Below are 18486 nucleotides of genomic sequence, written 5' to 3' on the forward strand. Positions count from 1 at the left end.
GTCGGAACAAGATTAGCCTAGTCAGGCTGAGTCTTGCGTCCGTCAGGCCGTTGCTCGCCCGACGGTTCAGTTGATGGGCAAGGCGCAGATCTGGCACTGGGCGATGACGTGGTGCAGGCGCCCGTCGTCCTCCAGCTGCAGCCAGGCTTCGGGAAGCGCCTCGCCGTCAAGGCTCAGGGCCAGTTCGCCGCAAGTGCCGTTGCGCACCTCGATGCGGTACCGGGTGCTGCCAAAACGGTAATGCAGGACATACCCCGGCCAGCCCGCCGGCAACAAAGGCTGCAGGCGCAGGGTTTCGCCATCGCGTTTCAGTCCTAGCAGGCTCTCGATGATCAACCGGTACATCCAGCCGGCAGATCCGCTGTACCAGCTCCAGCCACCCCGCCCGGCGTGGGGCGCAACGGCGTAGACATCGGCGGCCATGACATAGGGCTCGACCTTGTAGGTGTCGATCAACGCGCTGCAGCCCTGACGTACCGGGTTGATCAGGCGCAGCAGTTCCCAGGCTTCATGGGTATCGCCCAGGCGAGCATGGGCCATGCTTGCCCAGATGGCCGCATGGGTATACTGCCCGCCGTTTTCACGCACGCCTGGCAGGTAGCCTTTGATGTAGCCAGGGTCCAGGTCACCTTGGTCGAAGGGCGGGTCGAGCAGTTTGACGATGCCGATGTCGCGGCGTACAAGGTGACTGTCCAGTGCAGCCATGGCCTGGCGGGCACGTTCGGGCGAGGCGACCCCGGACAGCACGGCCCAGCTTTGCGCTAGCGAGTCGATTCGGCATTCCTGGTTGCTCGCTGAACCCAGCACCTGGCCATCGTCGAACCAGGCGCGACGATACCAGCCGCCATCCCAGGCATGTGCCTCCAGTGCTTGCGCGAGTGCGCCGGCCTGGTTGGCGCACTGCAGCGCAAAGCCACTGTCGCCGTGTCGCAGGGCGACGCTGCCGAAAGCCCGCAGCACCTCGTGGCCGAAGAAGCCCAGCCATACGCTTTCGCCTTTTCCTTGTTCGCCGACCCGGTTCATGCCGTCATTCCAGTCGCCGCTGCCCATCAATGGCAAGCCGTGAGCCCCGCACTGCAGAGCATGGGTGAGGGCGCGCTGGCAATGCTGGTAAAGGCTCTCGACCCGCTCCGAGTGGGTGGGCATATCGTAGTAGGACTCTTCGCCGGTGTTGAGTACACGCCCCTGCAGATAACCGACCGGCTCGTCGAGCACGCTGTAGTCCCCAGTGACTTCCACGTAGCGGCTGGCTGCCAGTGGCAGCCACAGCAGGTCGTCCGAGCAGCGGGTACGCACGCCTCGCTGCAGCGGTGGGTGCCACCAGTGCTGCACATCACCTTCGGCATACTGGTGCGCGGCGCAGGTCAGGAGGTGTTGGCGCGCCGCCATTGGGGCTGCATGGACCATGGCCATACTGTCCTGCAGCTGGTCGCGAAAACCGATGGCGCCTCCGGACTGGTAGTAGCCGCTACGCGCCCAGAACCGGCAGGCGATCACCTGGTACATCAACCAGCCGTTGGCCAGCACATCGAGCGCGGGTTCCGGCGTCTCGATCTGCACGGCTTCCAGTGTCTGTCGCCAGTAGCCGCAGACCTTGTCGAGGGTGTCCTTGGCGGCTTGCACGCCACGATATTGCTGGACGCAGCGGGTGGCAGCGCTGGCGTCCTTGGCGGCGCCCAGGCGAAACACCACTTCACGGCTTTCGCCAGGCTCCAGCTGCAGCGCCACCTGCAGCGCCGCGCACGGGTCCAGGCCACCGCCCGTGCGTCCCGACAGCCGCGTCTGGCGCATGCCCAAGGGTGCCTGGTAATCGCCGTTGGGTCCCAGGAACTCGCTGCGATCACAGGTCTGGCCCTGCACGGGCAAGTCGCAGTCGAGAAACGCCACCTGGGTGGAAAAATCCACTGCGAAACTGTTACGGGCAAACAGTGCGCCGCTGACCGGGTCAGTCTCACTTACCACATGCATGGCGGTTCTACTGCGCAGGTCGCCCAGCACCCACTCGGCGAAGCAGGTGACAGACAACCGTCGCACACGGGCTGAGGTGTTGTGCACCTTGAGCCGGCTGAACTTGACTGGGGCATCCAGTGCAACATGCACCCAGAGCTCCGTATGCAGTCCGGCTTCGGCGTACTCGAACACACTGTAGCCAAAGCCATGGCGGGTGCGGTAACGGCCAGGGCCCGGGCAGGGCTGCGGGGTCGGCGACCAGTACTCGCCGCTGTCTTCGTCGCGCAGGTAGAAGGCTTCGCCACTGGGGTCGGCAACCGGGTCGTTATGCCAGGGCGTCAACCGGTACTCGTGGGCGTTCTCGTACCAGGTGTAGGCGCTGCCAGCCTCGGAGACCACGCAGCCGAACTGCGGATTGGCCAGGATGTTGACCCACGGTGCCGGCGGCGGTGTGCCGGGAAGCAACGGGATGACGTATTCGCGGCCATCGGCGCTGAACCCGCCATAAGGATTGCCCAGCATCAGCGCCGTCTGCTCCGCTGACAGAGGGCTGGCGAGTGAGGGCCTGGGTTTGGGCGCACTGGCCTGGAGGGCTGGGGGAACCGGCGGCTGGCGCCGCAGGTGCAGTTGCTCGGCCAGCGAACCGAGGCTGTCGTCGAGCACCAGCCGCGCTACCGACAGGGTCAGCAGCCGATCCTCGGCGGACAGTTGCTGCGCAGGGCTTACGAAGATGCCGCCAGGGCGGTCGAGCAGGGCGGCTTCGCTGCCGGAGGCGACGATCCCCATGATCAGTTCCTGCAACTGCTGGCGGTAGCCCACCTGGTCCTCGTTCCAGATCACCAGGTCGAGTGCCAGCCCTTTCTGGCGCCAGTAGGCATGGGCCAGCACCATCTGCTTGACCAGATGGATGTTGGCCGGGTCGCCGATCTGCACCAACACGATCGGCAGGTCACCGGACAAGCCCTGGCCCCAAAGGCCTGACTGGCTGCGCCGGTTGCTGGCCAGCAGCGCTCCGCTGGCGCGCATGCTGGCATTGGGGTAGAGCACCGAGGCGGCCATCTGCTCGAATAGCCGGGCGTCGGCCAGCGAGCCGTTGAGCTGGTGCAGCAGCACCTGGCTGTGTGGCCAGGCGAGGTCGAACACCCGGTCAGCCAAGTGTCGGTCGCGGTACTTGGCGACCTGTTGCAGGCAGGCGTCGCGGCTGTCGGCCACGCCGGTGACCAGATCGACCGTGGCCGCATGGCCGGGCATCAAGGTGATGCGGCAGCGGATGGCCACGATCGGGTCCAGCACGGCCCCTGCGCTGCCGGACAATACCTCGGTGCTGCGGTCCAGCGCTGCCGGCCTTGCCAGCGTGCGCCCACGCCCGATGAAGCGGGCCCGGTCGGTTTCGTAGGACAGCGCATCGATGTCGGCGCCGTGCACTGCCAGCACGTGGCACATCCACGGCACGGGGTCGTGTTGCGAGCGCGGCCGCCGCGTGCAGAGAATCGCTTGCAGCGGGCGGATCAGTTCGGTCTGGATGAACAGCTTGCTGAAGGCCGGGTGCATGGCATCGCTCAAGGCCGGTGCCAGCACCACTTCGGCGTAGCTGGTCAGCTCAAGGGTGCGGGGCTGGTCGCCATGGTTGGTCAGGTGCAGGCGGCGCAGCTCGATGTCGTCCTCGGGCGACACGGCAATTTCGGTGTGGCAGTCGAAGTCGCGCTCGCGCACGCGAAACTCCGCGCGGCCGTCGCTGAAGATCGCCTCCTGCACTTTCGCGCGGTGCCGCGTCGGCTGGTAGGTGGTGGACCAGTAAACGCCACTGGCAACATCGCGCAGGTAGCAGAAGCTGCCCAGGTCATTGCAGCTGGTGTCTTCGTGCCAGCGAGTGACTGCCAGTGAATTGCGCTGACTGTAGCCACTGCCCACGTGATTGACCATGACGTGATAGCGCCCGTTGGACAGCAGCTGCACGGCCGGGTGGCGCCGGTTTGGCTCGCCGAACACCCGCAGGCGTATCTCGGCGGCGCGCTCGGCGGCCTCCAAGGGCGGGGCCTGGAGGGTATGCAGGTACGGGGCAGCCGTTTTCGGTACGCGCTCCTGCAAAAGCAGCATGCTGGCCTGGAACTGTGGGTCGGATGCAAAACGCCGTTGCATGGGCTTGTTCAGCAGTACAGCGGTCAGCGCCAGGAAACTCATGCCCTGGTGGTGGGCCATGAAGGAGCGGACGATCACGGCGTCCTGCCCGGGCGGCAGGCGTGCCTCGCTGTAGTCCACGGCTTCGTAGAGCCCGAAGCGGCCAGCCAGACCGAGCGTGGCCAGCCGTTGCAGGTTACGGCGCGCGGCAGAGGGCGCCACCATCAAGGCCAGTGCGCTGGCGTATGGGGCCACCACCCGGTCTTCACCCAGGCCGCGCTTGAGGCCAAGCCCCGGAACGCCGAACGCCCGGTACTGGTAGTTGAAGTGCGCGTCCAGCGCATTGTAGGCCGACTCCGAGACGCCCCACGGCAGGCCAGTCTGCTTGCCGTGTTCGATCTGGCGATTGACAGCGGCCTGGCAGGTCTGGTCGAGCAGTGTACCTTCATAGTTCGGCATCACCAGCAACGGCATCAGGTACTCGAACATCGAGCCGGACCAGGACAGCAGCACAGGCACGCCGGCATTGCTGGTGAGCAGCCGGCCCAGTGCGAACCAGCTGTCCTGGGGCACCTGGCCCTGTGCGATGACCACGAAGTTGGTCAGGCGCATCTCTGATGCCAGCAGGTCGTAGAACGCGGCATCCAGGCGATGCTCGTCGGCGTTGTAGCCGATGGAGAACAGGTTGCGATGGTTGTCGTAAAGGAAGGTGAAGTCCATGTCGGCCAGGGCTTCAATGCGGCTGGCCAGGGCGTGCGCCTGGGCGATGCGCTGGCGGGCAAGTGCCCTGACGTTGGCCACTGCAAGTCGCTCGGGCTGCGGCCACTGCTCTGCGTCCAGCTGTGCCAGATGGCGCCAGCTAAGCGGGGCCGGGGGCTGCTGATCGTTGCCAGGCGGCAGGTGCAGTTGCTGCAATTCGCCGCTCAGGTCCAGGCATTGTTCATACAGGGCATTTAGCCAGAATGCACAGTCGTCAGCCGCTTGCGCCCCTGGGGCAATGGCAGCCGGTTGCGTGATCAGCGCCTGCAGCTGTTCGACCAGCATGGGCAGCAGTGCGGCCGGTACGTTGCTGGCCTGCACGTGGGCCTGCCACACCTGTTCGCGCATTGCCTTGATCGGTGGGGCGTCACAGCTTGTGCTGGGGCAGACGTCCAGCAGCGTGTCAAAGGTGTCGAGCAAACCTTGGGTCAGGCGCCGGTCAAGCACCGGCGTCTCGGGCATTTCAAGGAGCCCGGGCCTGAGTGTCAGCAACAGGGCGGCCAGGTTGCCGCTGTCCACGCTGGAGATATAGAGCGGCGACAGCGGCTTGAGGGTCTGGGTGTCGTACCAGTTGTAGAAGTGCCCTCTGAAGCGCTCCAGGCGGCCGATGCTGTCGAGCATCTGGGCCAGGCGTTCGAACAGACGACCGGCACTGAGGTAGCCAAAGTCATGGGCCGCCAGGTGCGAGAGCAGGGCCATGCCCATGTTGGTCGGCGAGGTGCGATGAGCGATGCTGGCGAAGGGTGACTCCTGAATGTTGTCGGGCGGTAGCCAGTTGTCGGCGGGGCCGACGTGGCTGTCGAAGAAGGCCCAATTGGCGCGGGCCAGTCGATGCAGGAATGCCAGGTCTTCAGCCCCTGGCATTAACTCGGCCCGGCTGTTCGGGCGGCTGAGCCACCAGGCCAGCGCCGGGCCGAGCAGCCAAAGGGCAAGGACCGGCGATGCCATCAGCAGTATCACTGGCTGCATCGCCAACGTACCGCCCAGCAACAGCACCAAAACCGGTTGCCCCCATTGCTCACGGTACATTGCCTGTAGCGTGTCGGCGCTAATGCGTTCGTCTTCGCGCGAGGGGTTCCATTGCAGCAGGCGCCTTTTACTGACCACGAGCCTCCACAGGGTGCGCAGGATTGCGTCGAGGCTGAAGTAGGCCTCGAAGGGTAACCAGGCCAGTGACAGACCGGTACGCAAGAAATAGGTGCCAGATGTGTGCAAAGCTGCCAGCAGGTGTTCTGAAACGGGTACATCGGTGGTCTTGCCCAGCACTTCGAGCAGAGAGTCGAGCAGTGGGCGCGTCAGCAGCAACGCCAGTAGCGATAGCGTCCAGGCAAGTGGCGTGGCACTCGCCAACCAGCCCCACAGCAGCAGGGTCAGTAGCGCCGCCGGCTCCAGGCTGCGGCGCAGGTTGTCGAAAATCTTCCAGCGCGACAGGGCGCTGAGCGAACTTTGCGCCAGACCTTGAGTGCCAGTGCGCAGCCACGGCAGCAGCCACGGCAGCAGTTGCCAGTCGCCGCGTATCCAGCGGTGGTGGCGTTTGCTGTCGGCGCTGTAGCGGGCCGGGTAGGCTTCGAACAATTGCACATCACTGAGCAGACCTGAGTGAGCGTAGCAACCCTCGATCAGGTCATGGCTCAGTATGCGATTGTCGGTGAAGCGGCCCTCCAGGGCCTGCTCGAATGCATCCACCGCATAGATGCCTTTGCCGATGAAAGAGCCGCTGAGAAAGAGGTCCTGGTAGACATCCGAAACAGCCTGTGTGTAGGGGTCGACTCCGGCGTCGCTGCCAAACAGCCGCGCATAACGCGAGCGCGACACACTCGGCAGGCTGATGCCCACCCTCGGTTGCAAGATTGCATAACCTGCCTGGATACGACCGGTATGTGCGTCGAAGCGCGGGCGGTTCAGCGGGTGCTGCATGGCGCCGACAAATTGATGGGCGGCACCGCGAGGCAACTGGGTGTCGGTGTCCAGGGTGATGACATAGCGCACGTGGCCAAGGGTTTGCAGGTTGCCGACGATGCGCATGAAGCACTCATGGCCGTCGCCGCGCAACACCGCGTTCAGCTCGGCGAGCTTGCCGCGTTTGCGCTCGCGCCCCATCCAGCAGCCTTCTGCGTTGTTCCATATGCGTGGCCGGTGAAACAGAAAAAAGCGCTCGCTGCCAGGGCCTGGATACTTGTGATTGAGCGCCTGGATGCCTTGGCTGGCGAGTTCGAGCAGTGCTTCGTCTTCGGGCCGTGTCTGCTCGCGGGCATCCATGAAGTCGCTGAGCAGGGCGAAGTGCAGGTGCTCGTCACGGTTAGCCAGGAAGCGTACCTCCAGACCTTCGAGCAGTTCCTCGACATCGTCGGCAGTGGCCAGCAGGGTTGGCACCACCACCAATGTGCGGGCCTCTGCGGGAATGCCGACGGAGTAGTCCAACCGCGGCAAGAAGGACGGTTTGACGGTCAGGGTCACCAGCCAGTTCACCAGGCCGATGGCCAGGCGGCTGGTGCTCAGCAGTATCGGCACGGCCATGCCAGCGAGCACCGCGATGGGCCACCCCTCCAAGTCGATGGCGCGTATGAAACCCCACGCAAACAGGCAGCACAGCAGCGCCACAGGCACCAGATAGAACGCTAGCGGTGCCCGGTGCAACAGGCGCTGCCAGCGCTCGGCCAGCGGCACCCGCGCAGCGAGACGCTGCTCCAGCAACGGCAGCCCGGCACCTGCCAGGTAAAACCCCACATGTTCGGCCTCCTCACCGGGGGCGGCCCCGGAAGCCTCAGCCAGTTCGATGGCCGTGCGTGCCACGGCGGCTTCGCTCAAGGCGCAGTGGCGTGCCAGGCGTTCGACAACGTGCCGGTAATGGTCACGGCTGGTGAAGTCCATGGCTGGGTAGACGGTGGCCGGGTCGCGGCACAGCGTCTGCTCTACATGGCTCAGGTGCTCGACGAACAGTCGCCAGTCGATGGTCGACAGCAGTCGCAGGCTGCCGATGCTGTTACTGATGGACACCTGATCGATGGCCTGCTGCTGTGCATCGAGCTGCACATGGCGCTCGATGCTCAGCGCCGACTCGCTGAGCATCTGCTCCACCCACAGCAGCGGCTGGGTCAGTGAAGCGCTGTGGCCCTGCAGCCTCCTGGCCAGCTCGGCGACAAAGGCGGCGGTCATCGGCGGATCCGAGCGGGCCATGTCGGCGACCACCAGCACCACGCTCTTGGCATCGCGCTCGGCGGTTTCGCCAAGCCGATCGGCCCAGAAATTGGCCAGGTCGCGGTCAGCCCAGTTTGCCATGACCCGCGCCGCCACCCGCCGCAGGTTCTCGATCAGGGCCAGGCGTAGCATGATCGGGATCGCCCAGAGTTCTCCCAGGGTCAGGGTAGCGGCCTGTTGATAGGCCACGACGAAACGGCTGAGGCTTTCGGCGTCGATCCGCCCGTCACCATGGGAAATAGTCTCAAGCGCAATGTCGTAGACACGGGGCAGGCCGCTGGAGGGGCCGTTGTCCAGCCTTGGCAGCTGCAGGCTGTAGTCGGCTGGCAGGTGGCGTTTGGCAATACGGATCTGGGTTTCGACCAGGTAGAAGTTGTCGAGCAACCACTGCGCAGCGGGCAATGCCGGACGCGAGCTGGGCAGGGCGCCGGCCAGGGCAGTGCAACTGGCGCAGAGCATGCGCTCGTTATCGGCCAGGCGGGCGAGCAGCGTGTCGTCCGCCGGCAGTCGGCTCAAGCGATGATGATGGGCCAGCCAGAGACCGTGCTCGGCCATCTGGTCGGCGTTGTACAGCTCCGAGCGCAGCAGGCTTTCATAGGTGAAGATATCAGGGGGTGAGTGCCAACGCGCGGCATGTGCGTACAGGCGACGTAGGTAGGCGAGTGTGTTGAGCCAAGGATTGTCCATGGTGTGCTGATTTGCCGATCTAGCCTTTCAGCTGCCAGTCTGCGGCGCTTGTTAAGCAGCGTCTGTACGGTAGCGAACAGACTCGCATCGGACCGGCGCCCAAGCTGACGTCATGCATCGTTTTAGACATCCAATGCGATTACCTGCGCGCGTTCGAAGAACGCCGTTCACGAGCTGACCCTGTCCCCTCCTGAGAACTGGTCGAATTGAGCCGGTCGCTTCTGGCGGTCATGACCCACTGCGGATACGATCCAACTCAAGCACATGAAAAGGAATTCAAGAAAAGGGATGTACCTTGCACCTCTCTGGATGAAGTCCGGCAGCGCATCGATGCCATCGACCAGAGCCTGGTTTCACTGCTCGCCCAGCGTGGCAAGCGGGTGACGCAGGCTGCGAGCTTCAAGAAAAGCACTGATGACCTGCGTGCACCCGCGCGGGTCGAGCAGGTCATCGAAAGGTGCGTGGATTGCCCGATGAGGCAGGAGCTTCGGCAGCGGTTGTGGAACAGGTCTACCGGGCCATGATCTCGGCGTTGATTGCCGAAGCGCTGAATACTCACGCCAAGCTGACCCAAGAGGCCTCAGGCGCTTGAAGGATGTCGAGATAGGCGCCACGCGGGGTAGCGCCTCAACCCGATAGCGGGTCGGGGCGCCTTTGCTTTTTGATCAGTCGACCCGTACAAACACATTCTTGGCGAAATCACTGCCGCCAACGGCTTCCAGGCGCTTGCCGCCGTCCAGCACGCGTACGTTGATCAATGCCTGGCCATCCTTGTTGCGCGCGACGACCACATCATCCGTGCGCTCCCACTCATCGACCTTGACCTTGCTGCCGTTGGCGATGATGTAGTCGCTGGAGAACTCGATTTTCTGTTTCGGGCCCTGGATACCCATCACCGTCGTGGTTTGTTCATAGGTGCCTTCCAGGGCATCGTTGCCGCAGCCGGCCAGTACACAGAATGGCAACGCAGCGAGCACGAGTTTGAATTGACGCATGGGATGTCCTTATCGGGTGTTTTCAACAAGCGCGGGTCATGGCGCCGGTCCTTGGGCGTTCGCACGGGGTGCGAATGGCGACGCGGGATTATACATACTGGTTGAAAAAAATCTGATTTTGCCCCTTAGTTGTTGTGCATTTCCCATCGATACGCTTCCCGCCTTTTTTCGTTGCGGCCGCTTGGGCACCGCTCTAGTCTCGGCCTGTCGATGCTCATCAGCGACACGGCTTTGACAGGCCGTATTCGACAGTGAAGGTAGGGCTTACCTCTATGGTGGCTGTGCGTGGTGCACCTTTGTGTGCGCCGGGTTTGCATCTCTGTCGACCGGTCTGTCAACCCATGCACAGCTGCCACCCCATTGTGTGACAGCGATGGGTGTCGGCCTCATCGACAGCGGTATATATATGCTGAAGATTGCCCCCGTTCCACTCCACGATATTCATTCCCTCGAAGACACCCTGATCCAGGCTACGCCCTGTGCGCGACGACCGTGGTGCATCAGGCATTGCTGCTGCAGCCCACGTCACCAGCGTCGATGATGATGGCTTCGATGCATGAGATGGAGGCGCTGCGGGCTTTGCTCGAATCAGCGCTTATCCAGGTGCAGATGCCCACCGGGCCTCGGACATGGCACTAAAGCTCAGGTGATGTGCTGGCGGCTCGGCCCTCTTCGCGGGCAAGCCCGCTCGCACAGGTACTGCGCAAGCCTTCAGGCCTGTTGTGATCTCTGTGGGGGCGGGCTTGCCTGCGAAGAGGCCAGATCAGGCAATAGAAATTTCAAGGAGATTGAACAGTGACTACAGACAACACCCCATGCACCGTCGGCAAGACCACCTGCTGAAGGTGAGAACCAGACCCACCCATTGTTCCGCATCGAGCCCGGCATCCTGTGCCGCGACGCCCGCGAGCAAGCCTCGGAGCTGATGGGCTATGTGCGGGAACTGACCGTCCTCGGGCTGATGGACGAGAAGCCGATGATGATCTGAGCTTCGCACTACCAGAGCGCAATGGCCAAGGCGTTGATGGACGATGCCGAGCTGGGCATGACGCAATGAACCGCTAAGGCTTCAGGTCTGGCATATCGGTGCCGGCAGCGACATTCGCCTCGGCTTCAAGCTTCAGCCGGTCGGCCTTGCTGATGTACTTGGGTTTGTTGCTCTTGGGTGCCAGCTTGGCATTGGCCTTTTTCTGGTGGGCCTTGAGCAGCTGTTTGAGTTTTTTCTGGCGGTTCATTGTCCATCTCTGAAGTGCAGCCTAGGTCGCGCATTGTACCTCGGGAACTTCGTGCAGCGGGCCCGGTCTGTAGCCTCTCGCCGAATTCACCAAGCTTCCCGGACCCTGTTGAGTGCCCACCTTCATGCCAAGCCCGCGTCTGCTGTCAGCATTGTTCCTGTTGTTCAGCGCCGTCGCCTGCCAAGGCGTGCTGGCGGGTCCATATTCGGCGCCAGCGCGCAGCAACAAAGCCTCGATCCAGCTGATCGAGGCCGCCTCGCGCCAGTATGAAGCAGGCAAGCTGGATCAGGCCGCCGCCACGCTGGAACGTGCGCTGCAGATTCAGCCGAACAACCCCGCCACGCTGCACTACCTGGGCGTGCTGCGCCTGGAACAGGGGCAGTATGACCAAGCTGAAGTGCTGGCCGTGCGCTCCAACCAGCGCGTTGGCAGCAACATCGCGCTGCGCAATCGCAACTATCAGCTGATCCAGGCCGCGCAGAAGGCCCGGGGTTCCGGCCTGATACCAGTGGCTCGATGATGCAGGTTATTGATGAACTTAATTCCATTGATATATGAGAATTCGCCAATAATTGCGTGCCTGGGAATGAATAGACTGGAAGGCCATTGAACGGAGCCTTCCAATGTCTGCCTACGAAACAACCGCACCGGTTGCTTCCACCTCCAGAAACGCAGGACTCAGCATCGCGATCCTGGCCTTTTCCGCCTTTCTCATTGTCACCACCGAGTTCCTGATCGTGGGCCTGCTTCCCGCGCTGGCCAGGGAACTGGACATTTCGATGGCCGTTGCAGGGCAGCTGGTGACGCTTTTTGCCTTCACCGTGATGATGTTCGGTCCGCCTCTGACGGCGGCGCTGTCGCATCTGGAGCGGAAAAAGCTGTTCATCGCGATCTTGCTGCTGTTCGCCGCCGCCAACGCCGTTGCCGCCGCCTCAAGCAGCTTCTGGGTGCTTGCCGTGGCTCGCGTGCTGCCTGCCTTGGCCTTGCCGGTGTTCTGGGGGACTGCCAGCGAGACCGCTGGGCAACTGGCCGGGCCGCTGCGGGCGGGCCAGGCTATTTCAAGGGTTTACCTGGGGATTTCGGCGGCCATGCTGCTGGGCATTCCGCTAGGGACTGTCGCGGCCAATGTGATCGGCTGGAGAGGGGCGTTCTGGGTGCTCGCCGGGCTTTCATTGATCATGGCTGCAGCCATGTGGGTCTGCATGCCGAGTGTGGCGCGCACGGCCAAGGTGGATTTCCTCAAGCAGGCGCGGATTTTCAAGGAGCCGTGTTTCCTGGCCAACATACTGCTTTCTGTGCTGGTGTTCAGTGCCATGTTCATTGCCTACACCTACCTGGCCGACATCCTCGAGCGAGTCGCGGGCGTGGCCCCGACCGATGTTGGCTGGTGGATGATGGGCTTTGGCGCCATTGGCCTGGTGGGTAACTGGATGGGTGGCAGGGCTGTTGACCATTCGCCGATCAAAGCCACCATCGGCTTCCTCGCGCTGCTTGCCCTGGGTATGGCCGCGACCGCTGCGCTGGCTCAAGGCGGCTGGTTGTTCGGTGTTGCGCTTGGGCTGTGGGGCATCGCCAATACGGCGCTTTACCCGGTCAGCCAGGTGCGCGTCATGCGTTCGGTCAGCCACGCACAGGCGCTGGCGGGCACCAGCAATGTCTCGGCGGCCAATGCCGGCATTGCTGTGGGTGCCATCGTCGGCGGCATGACTTTGTCGAGCCTGGGCATCGGCTACCTCGGCTATGTGGCCGCTGCTGTGGCGGTTCTCGCGCTGCTGCTGGCGCTGGTCGTTCGCAACCTCGCGCCTGCGCGTTAGGGCAGGGCGGTCAGCTATCGCCAGCCTGGCTGCCATGGGCGGTCAGCCTCGGCAACAGGTAGTCAAGCAGTGCACGTACCTTGGGCTGGTTCTCGCGGCTCTTCAGCCATACCAGGTTCATGGGCAGACCGTCCGTTGCCAGCTCAGGCAACACCTCGACCAGTGTGCCCTGGTCGAGGTGCCGCTGGGTCAGCCAGGTCGGTAGTTGGCCGATGCCATGCCCGGCGAGCACTGCGGCCACTTCGCCCTCGCCATCACCAACAGCGATGCGCGCCTGTAGCGTGCGTCGCTCCATCTCCCCCGGCTGGCGGCCTTTGAAGAACCATGGGCTGACCTGGCCATCACCGTGCCCATAGCCGACACAGTGATGCTGATCGAGATCACGCTCGTTTTGCGGGGCACCGTGCTGCGCAAGGTAGCCGGGTGCGGCGCAGAAGATCAGGCGTTGGGCGCCGAAATACTGGTGGCCCAAGCCGACAGGCCAGGCATCCGGGCCGCCGATGCGCACAACGATGTCGATGCCTTCGTGTACCGGGTCGATAAAGCGGTCGGTAAATGAGATGTGCGGTTGCAGCAGCGGATGCTGATGGATGAAATCCAGGATCAATGGCAGTACATGCAAGCGGCCGTAGGAGGCCGGCAGGTCTATCCGCACCTTACCGTGCGGCTCGTCGCCTTCGGCGCTGAGCGCATGCTCTACCTGCTCCAGGTCGGCCAGTACCGACGTGCAGGTACGGTAGAAGGTGACACCCGCATCGGTCAACGCCAGGGTGCGGGTGGTACGGTTGAACAGTCGTACATTCAGGCGTTGCTCGAGGCGCGCGATACTCTTGCTCACCGCAGAGCCTGTGAGGTTCAACCGTTCGGCCGCTGCAGTGAAACTGCCCAGGTCTGCGACGGTGACGAACACGTCGAGACCCTTCAGCCGTTCGGATGAAAACATGCGTTGCTCCTTTTGAGTGCCATTGGAACAGGAATTGCTCGCAACACTGAAAACCTGACCTGGCAGGGGATAGGCCAATGCTCATGCATGACCACTACTTCATGTACTTCATTGTCGCGACCGTACTGGCCGTGGATGTGGTGGCGGTCACCCTGTATTGGCGCAGCAAACCCTGAAACCCAGCCTCGGGGGAAGAATACCCCTAGTCGGGGCCTTTGCGATGGATCATCGACGGGTATCGCTTCCCAACCCGCCGTGATGGCGGTAGCCTCGGGAGACGTTAGCCGATAGAAATTCCATTCCATGCCTCCAGGTTTCCCCGGGTTGCCGTCACTCAATGCGCTGCGTGTATTCGAAGTGGTGGCGCGTCAGCTTAATTTCCGCCTCGCCGCCGAGGAGCTGGGCGTGACTCAGGCGGCTGTCGCCCAGCAGGTGCGCGGGCTGGAAGCCAGCCTGCAGGTGCGCCTGTTCGAGCGCCTGCCACGGGGCGTTGGCCTGACCGATGCCGGGCGTGGCTATGCTGCGAGCATCCGCAGTGCCCTGGTGATGATCGACGAAGCCACCCGGCAGTTGCGCCCGGCACCCTCCCAGCTCACGGTCAGCGTGACACCTACCTTTGCCTCGAAGTGGCTGATTCCAAGGCTCGGCCACTTCGCTGAGGCGCACCCCGACATCGATCTGCGCCTGCTGGCCACCGACCGTCTTTCCCATTTCCAGACCGATGGCGTCGACATCGCGGTGCGCTACGGTCAGCCGCCGTTCGGTGGCGGGCTGAACGTCGAGCTGCTGATGGAGCAACGCATCGTTGCGGTGGCGAGCCCGGCATTGCTGGCTGAAATGGGCACGCCAGAGAGCTTTGCCGCCTTGCAGGGCTATGTCGCCTTGCACGATGGCCACAACTTCTGGCCCCAATTCACGGCCGCGTTATTCCCCGATCATCCGAAACCGACGTCGAAAAATGTCCGTTTCAACCAGACCTCGCTGGCCATCGACGCCGCCATAGGCGGGCAGGGCATCACCCTTGCCAGCTACGCCTTCGTCAAGGATGACATCGCGGCCGGCAGGCTGCAGCAGGTGTTCCCCCAGCAGCTGAGGCTGGACAAGGCGTTCTACCTGGTATGGCCTCGCAAGGAGGCACCCGCACTGGGCCTTGTCAGAGGATGGCTGAAAGCCCAGGTAGGCGAAAGATAAACTACTGGCTAGGCAAACTTCCCCTGCCTCCCTCGTCCAATGGATGGCTGCTAGTGTGATGAAACTTGCAACACAGCAGTTCCATCATCGAAGGAGGCAACATGTCTGTAGAAAAAGTGGCAATCATCACCGCCGGTGGCAGCGGCATGGGCGCGGCAGCGGCACGTCGGCTGGCGGCTGACGGTTTCAAGGTCGGTATCCTGTCTTCTTCAGGCAAGGGCGAGGCACTGGCCGCCGAGCTCGGTGGCATCGGCGTCACCGGCAGCAACCAGTCGGTTGCAGACCTGCAGCGGCTGGTGGATGCCGTGGTCGAGAAATGGGGCCGCATCGACGTGCTGGTCAACAGCGCCGGCCACGGCCCGCGCGCCGCGATCCTGGAAATCAGCGACGAAGACTGGCACAAGGGCATGGACACCTACCTGCTCAATGTCATCCGCCCGACGCGGCTGGTGACGCCGTACATGCAAAAACAGAAGGGTGGGGTGATCATCAACATCTCCACTGCCTGGGCATTCGAGCCTGTTGACCTGTTCCCCACTTCGGCCGTGTTCCGCTCGGGCCTGGCCGCCTTTACCAAGATCTTCGCCGACAATTTCGCTGGCGATAACGTGCGCATCAACAACGTGCTCCCAGGCTGGATCGACAGCCTGCCGGCCACCGAGCAGCGCCGCGACAGCGTACCGCTCAAGCGCTATGGCACCAGCGAGGAAATTGCCGCCACCATCGCCTTCCTCGCCAGCGACGGCGCTGCCTACATCACCGGGCAGAACATCCGGGTCGACGGTGGCGTGACACGCAGCGTCTGACTACCCATGGCCGCAGCCAGCGCTGCTGCGGCCTGCACGTCATGCAACAGGGAGTTCCCCATGCTGGACGATCTGCTCAAGCGCATCTGGGCGCAGTTGGCAATCCCGGTCGGCCCGGTACGCCACCCTTTCAGGCTGATGCAGCTGGCTACGCTTGACCAGCAAGGCTGGCCGGTGTCCCGCACGGTGGTGCTGCGAAGCGTCGATGCCGGTGCGGGTGCGTTGTACTTCTACGTGGACAAGCGCTCGGCCAAGTGCGCTCAGATAACTGCTGAGCCACGCGTGGCGCTGACCGCACTGAGCCCTTGCGGCGTGATGCAGATCCGCCTGCAGGGGCTGGCCAACCTGGTGAAAGATGCCGGGCAGCTTCAACGCTGCTGGGGGGCGGCGCGTGACAAGACTCAGGCGTTGTTCCGCCATGGCGCTGTGCCGGGGCAGGTGATTGAAAGCCTAGAAAGCGCTTGCGCAAGCACCGTGGATGGCTTCGAGCACTTTGCAATGATGCAGATCAAGGCGACGGCGCTGGCGAGTTGAGCTGACCCGCCATCGCCGCGCAGTTCGGCAAGACTGCGCGGCATTGGCGCTGCAGCCTTTTAGCTGCGCACGGCGCCAGGGCCGGCTGCGTGCCTGGCCGCGCCGCTGTTCGCTGCAGGTGCTGTGTTCCACTCGGCGCTCTCGCGTCGCTGCAGGCGACGGAAGCTGGCGGCAATGCTGTCGATGATCGGCGCATCATTGATCGGGTCCAGCCCCGGATAGGGCTTGCCGTGGTAGTCGCCGTCATGGGCCAGCACAGCCTCGACCTGCTCGCCGCTGGTGTTGTACAGCTGCTTGATCCATTGCGCCTCGCGGTCTTTGCTGGAACTGCAGTGCAACGCATAGTGGATGGCCAGCGCCGCACCCAAGGCCAGGGCCGGCGTGTCGATGCCATGCTTGCGGGCCAGGTCGATGCTGCTCAGGATGCGCTCGTTGCGCTGCAGCTTGCGCATCGGGTCGCGGCCCACGCGGGCACATGGGTCCTTGAACGAACGCTTGCAGCGATCAAGAAAGGCAGCGGCAAAGCGCTCGACCACCTCGGCCATCTGTGGGTACTCGGCCACCAGCGCAGGCGCTACTTCCTGGTGGATCAGGCGCTCGGCCAGCGCGCTCACGCGGGCGTCGCCCATGCCTTGGCCAACCCAGGTGTAGCCCAGCAGGCTGGCGTACCAGGCGATGATGGCATGTGGGCCATTCCACAAGCGGTTCTTGATGATCTGGATCTGGGTGATGTCGGTGACGGTTTTCACCTGCCGCAGCCGTTCCAGCAGGTCGCCGCCACGCTCGACATACAGCGGCATGTCGGGTTCGCTGTTAAACAGCACCAGATGCATTTGGCTCAGGGCATTGCTGGACTGGGTGAAGGGCCGGAAGCGGCTGATCAGGCGCTGGTATTCAGCCGTCGGCGCCGCAGGTGCCGGTTCATCCTCAAGGCTGTTCTGGAACATCTGCGACTTGATACGCAATTGCCGAACCAGGGCGTCATTGCTGATTTTCGAGACGATGCGGCTGACCACCGTTTCGGCGAAATGGGTCTTCTGCAGCACCTGCCTGGCAATATCGGGTGCGCACAGCAACGCCAGTTGTGCCTGTACCTGCCGGCGCACAAACGCGGCGCCGCCGATCTTGTTCAGCACGATCAACAGGGTCAGCTCGCGGCCTCGGCGTTCGAAACGTTGCAGCAAGCCCTTGGCAATCACCTTGGCTTGCTGCTGGATCGCCTGCTCGGGCAGGCTCAGGCCGATGATTTCAGCGGCGTTGTACATCTCGATCACCGCGTGCTCATCGTCCATGTCGATCATGCGCACATTTTCAAGGGTCTGGTCGAACGCGCTGGCGCCGTAACGCACGCTGTAGCTGCCGAACGCGGCAACGGTTTCCCGGAGCATGCGCGAGCGGGTCGCGGCGATGATTTCGCAGGGCCGGGTATAGCCGTCCCAGTGGGCGAATACCTGGGTCAGGTAACCGCCGCCGATGGCGCCGAAACCATGGATGCCCACACGAAACTGGTTGAGAGAGGCCGGGAAGGGCTCGGTGAGTTCCGGCATGCCCAGGTCGGGCACGCACTCGCTCAGGTCGGCGAGGAATTCGGGCATGCTGCGGTAGGCCTTGAGCGCGCCTGCCTTCACCTCAGGTGCAGGCGGCTTGATGTCTTCGATCAGAATGGCCTGGCCTTCGGCGCGGATGGCCGACAGCAGGCCGTTTTCCGAGTCTTCGATCATGAAGCACTGGGCAGGGTCGCAATTGAGTGCGCGGGCCGCCCGCAGGAATATTTCCGGGTGCGGCTTGCCTTGGCTGACTTCATCGCCACAGACGGTGATGTCGAAGTACTTGAGCACGTTGGCGTTGATCAGGTACTCCTCGGCAATCGCCCGGCGGCTGGAGGTGGCCACCGCCATGGTCAGGCCGGACTTGCGCAGCCGCTCCAGTACTTCCAGCAAGCCAGCCTTCAGCGGCACGCCGTGGCTGCGCACGTATTCCAGCTCCAGCTCATCGGCTCGCTGGCGAATCTGTGCATAGGGGAAGTCTTCGCCATTGTGGGCCTTGGCGAGGGCTTCGGCTTTCTTCGCACTCAAGCCCAGCGAGCCGATCAGCGTCTGCTCGCTCAAGGCCTTGCCGAAGATTTCCAGTGAGGCCTGTTTCAACGTCTTGAAACGCAAGCGCTCGGTGTCGAACATCGTGCCATCCATATCGAAGATGGCGCTGAGAATTTTTTTACCCTGAAACAAGATCATTGGTGGTTGCCCCTGATTATTT

Annotated in this window: 10 protein-coding genes and 3 pseudogenes; 8 read left to right on the forward strand and 5 right to left on the reverse strand. The window is 63.3% G+C overall.

All coding sequences use genetic code 11. The features are described from left to right. Positions 1-66: 66 nt before the first annotated feature. On the reverse strand, positions 67-8712 hold the full coding sequence (locus H040_RS23485; protein ID WP_027918859.1) for a GH36-type glycosyl hydrolase domain-containing protein: 8646 nt from the start codon (positions 8710-8712) through the stop codon (positions 67-69). A gap of 230 nt (positions 8713-8942) precedes the next feature. Here H040_RS23485 and H040_RS23490 point away from each other — a divergent pair. Continuing rightward, a pseudogene (locus H040_RS23490) lies at positions 8943-9304 on the forward strand (chorismate mutase). A gap of 73 nt (positions 9305-9377) precedes the next feature. On the opposite strand, the gene H040_RS23495 reads toward H040_RS23490, so the two are convergent. Further along, on the reverse strand, positions 9378-9707 hold the full coding sequence (locus H040_RS23495) for a hypothetical protein (RefSeq protein WP_027918860.1): 330 nt from the start codon (positions 9705-9707) through the stop codon (positions 9378-9380). A gap of 406 nt (positions 9708-10113) precedes the next feature. Here H040_RS23495 and H040_RS27895 point away from each other — a divergent pair. Both H040_RS27895 and H040_RS23505 read left to right on the forward strand, forming a co-directional pair. Continuing rightward, positions 10114-10346, forward strand: a pseudogene (locus H040_RS27895) (hypothetical protein). Between the two features lie 156 nt (positions 10347-10502). Continuing rightward, positions 10503-10764: pseudogene (locus tag H040_RS23505) on the forward strand (DUF3077 domain-containing protein). Positions 10765-10768: 4 nt separating this feature from the next. On the opposite strand, the gene H040_RS23510 reads toward H040_RS23505, so the two are convergent. After that, a complete protein-coding gene (locus tag H040_RS23510; protein ID WP_081784283.1) occupies positions 10769-10942 on the reverse strand; it encodes a DUF2986 domain-containing protein in 174 nt (57 codons plus the stop codon). Positions 10943-11066: 124 nt separating this feature from the next. Here H040_RS23510 and H040_RS23515 point away from each other — a divergent pair, with 124 nt between their 5' ends. Then, positions 11067-11462 carry a tetratricopeptide repeat protein gene (locus H040_RS23515; RefSeq protein WP_027918861.1) on the forward strand — a complete coding sequence of 132 codons (396 nt, stop codon included), beginning with the start codon at positions 11067-11069 and terminating at the stop codon, positions 11460-11462. 103 nt (positions 11463-11565) lie between these two features. Further along, on the forward strand, positions 11566-12756 hold the full coding sequence (locus tag H040_RS23520; protein WP_027918862.1) for an MFS transporter: 1191 nt from the start codon (positions 11566-11568) through the stop codon (positions 12754-12756). A gap of 10 nt (positions 12757-12766) precedes the next feature. Here the strand turns inward: H040_RS23520 and H040_RS23525 are convergent, their stop codons facing one another. Beyond that, positions 12767-13699 (reverse strand): LysR family transcriptional regulator, encoded by a 933-nt coding sequence (locus H040_RS23525; RefSeq protein ID WP_027918863.1) that lies wholly within the window; start codon positions 13697-13699, stop codon positions 12767-12769. A gap of 303 nt (positions 13700-14002) precedes the next feature. Between H040_RS23525 and H040_RS23530 the strand changes: the two genes are divergently transcribed. The 3 genes from H040_RS23530 to H040_RS23540 all read left to right on the forward strand — a co-directional run bounded on the left by H040_RS23530 (position 14003) and on the right by H040_RS23540 (position 16230). Beyond that, positions 14003-14890 carry a LysR substrate-binding domain-containing protein gene (locus H040_RS23530; protein ID WP_027918864.1) on the forward strand — a complete coding sequence of 296 codons (888 nt, stop codon included), beginning with the start codon at positions 14003-14005 and terminating at the stop codon, positions 14888-14890. A gap of 101 nt (positions 14891-14991) precedes the next feature. Continuing rightward, positions 14992-15696, forward strand: coding sequence for an SDR family oxidoreductase (locus H040_RS23535; RefSeq protein WP_027918865.1), 705 nt, complete (start codon positions 14992-14994; stop codon positions 15694-15696). Between the two features lie 60 nt (positions 15697-15756). Next, the gene (locus H040_RS23540; RefSeq protein WP_081784284.1) at positions 15757-16230 is read left to right on the forward strand and encodes a pyridoxamine 5'-phosphate oxidase family protein; all 474 of its coding nucleotides are present in this window, start codon (positions 15757-15759) and stop codon (positions 16228-16230) included. 59 nt (positions 16231-16289) lie between these two features. On the opposite strand, the gene mtlD is transcribed toward H040_RS23540, so the two are convergent. Continuing rightward, positions 16290-18464 (reverse strand): bifunctional mannitol-1-phosphate dehydrogenase/phosphatase, encoded by a 2175-nt coding sequence (gene mtlD, locus H040_RS23545; RefSeq protein ID WP_050437215.1) that lies wholly within the window; start codon positions 18462-18464, stop codon positions 16290-16292. Positions 18465-18486 lie beyond the last annotated feature (22 nt).

Origin of the sequence: Pseudomonas sp. URMO17WK12:I7 (assembly GCF_003269045.1) — a bacterium.
Lineage (GTDB): Bacteria > Pseudomonadota > Gammaproteobacteria > Pseudomonadales > Pseudomonadaceae > Aquipseudomonas > Aquipseudomonas putida_J.

What these genes read in the sequence shown, in the direction of transcription:
- H040_RS23485 (WP_027918859.1), bottom strand. Translation starts at nt 8,712, where the DNA reads ATGGACAATCCTTGGCTCAACACACTCGCCTACCTACGTCGCCTGTAC.
- H040_RS23530 (WP_027918864.1), top strand. Translation starts at nt 14,003, where the DNA reads ATGCCTCCAGGTTTCCCCGGGTTGCCGTCACTCAATGCGCTGCGTGTA.
- H040_RS23540 (WP_081784284.1), top strand. Translation starts at nt 15,757, where the DNA reads ATGCTGGACGATCTGCTCAAGCGCATCTGGGCGCAGTTGGCAATCCCG.
- H040_RS23525 (WP_027918863.1), bottom strand. Translation starts at nt 13,699, where the DNA reads ATGTTTTCATCCGAACGGCTGAAGGGTCTCGACGTGTTCGTCACCGTC.
- H040_RS23520 (WP_027918862.1), top strand. Translation starts at nt 11,566, where the DNA reads ATGTCTGCCTACGAAACAACCGCACCGGTTGCTTCCACCTCCAGAAAC.
- H040_RS23535 (WP_027918865.1), top strand. Translation starts at nt 14,992, where the DNA reads ATGTCTGTAGAAAAAGTGGCAATCATCACCGCCGGTGGCAGCGGCATG.
- H040_RS23510 (WP_081784283.1), bottom strand. Translation starts at nt 10,942, where the DNA reads ATGAACCGCCAGAAAAAACTCAAACAGCTGCTCAAGGCCCACCAGAAA.
- H040_RS23515 (WP_027918861.1), top strand. Translation starts at nt 11,067, where the DNA reads ATGCCAAGCCCGCGTCTGCTGTCAGCATTGTTCCTGTTGTTCAGCGCC.
- H040_RS23495 (WP_027918860.1), bottom strand. Translation starts at nt 9,707, where the DNA reads ATGCGTCAATTCAAACTCGTGCTCGCTGCGTTGCCATTCTGTGTACTG.
- mtlD (WP_050437215.1), bottom strand. Translation starts at nt 18,464, where the DNA reads ATGATCTTGTTTCAGGGTAAAAAAATTCTCAGCGCCATCTTCGATATG.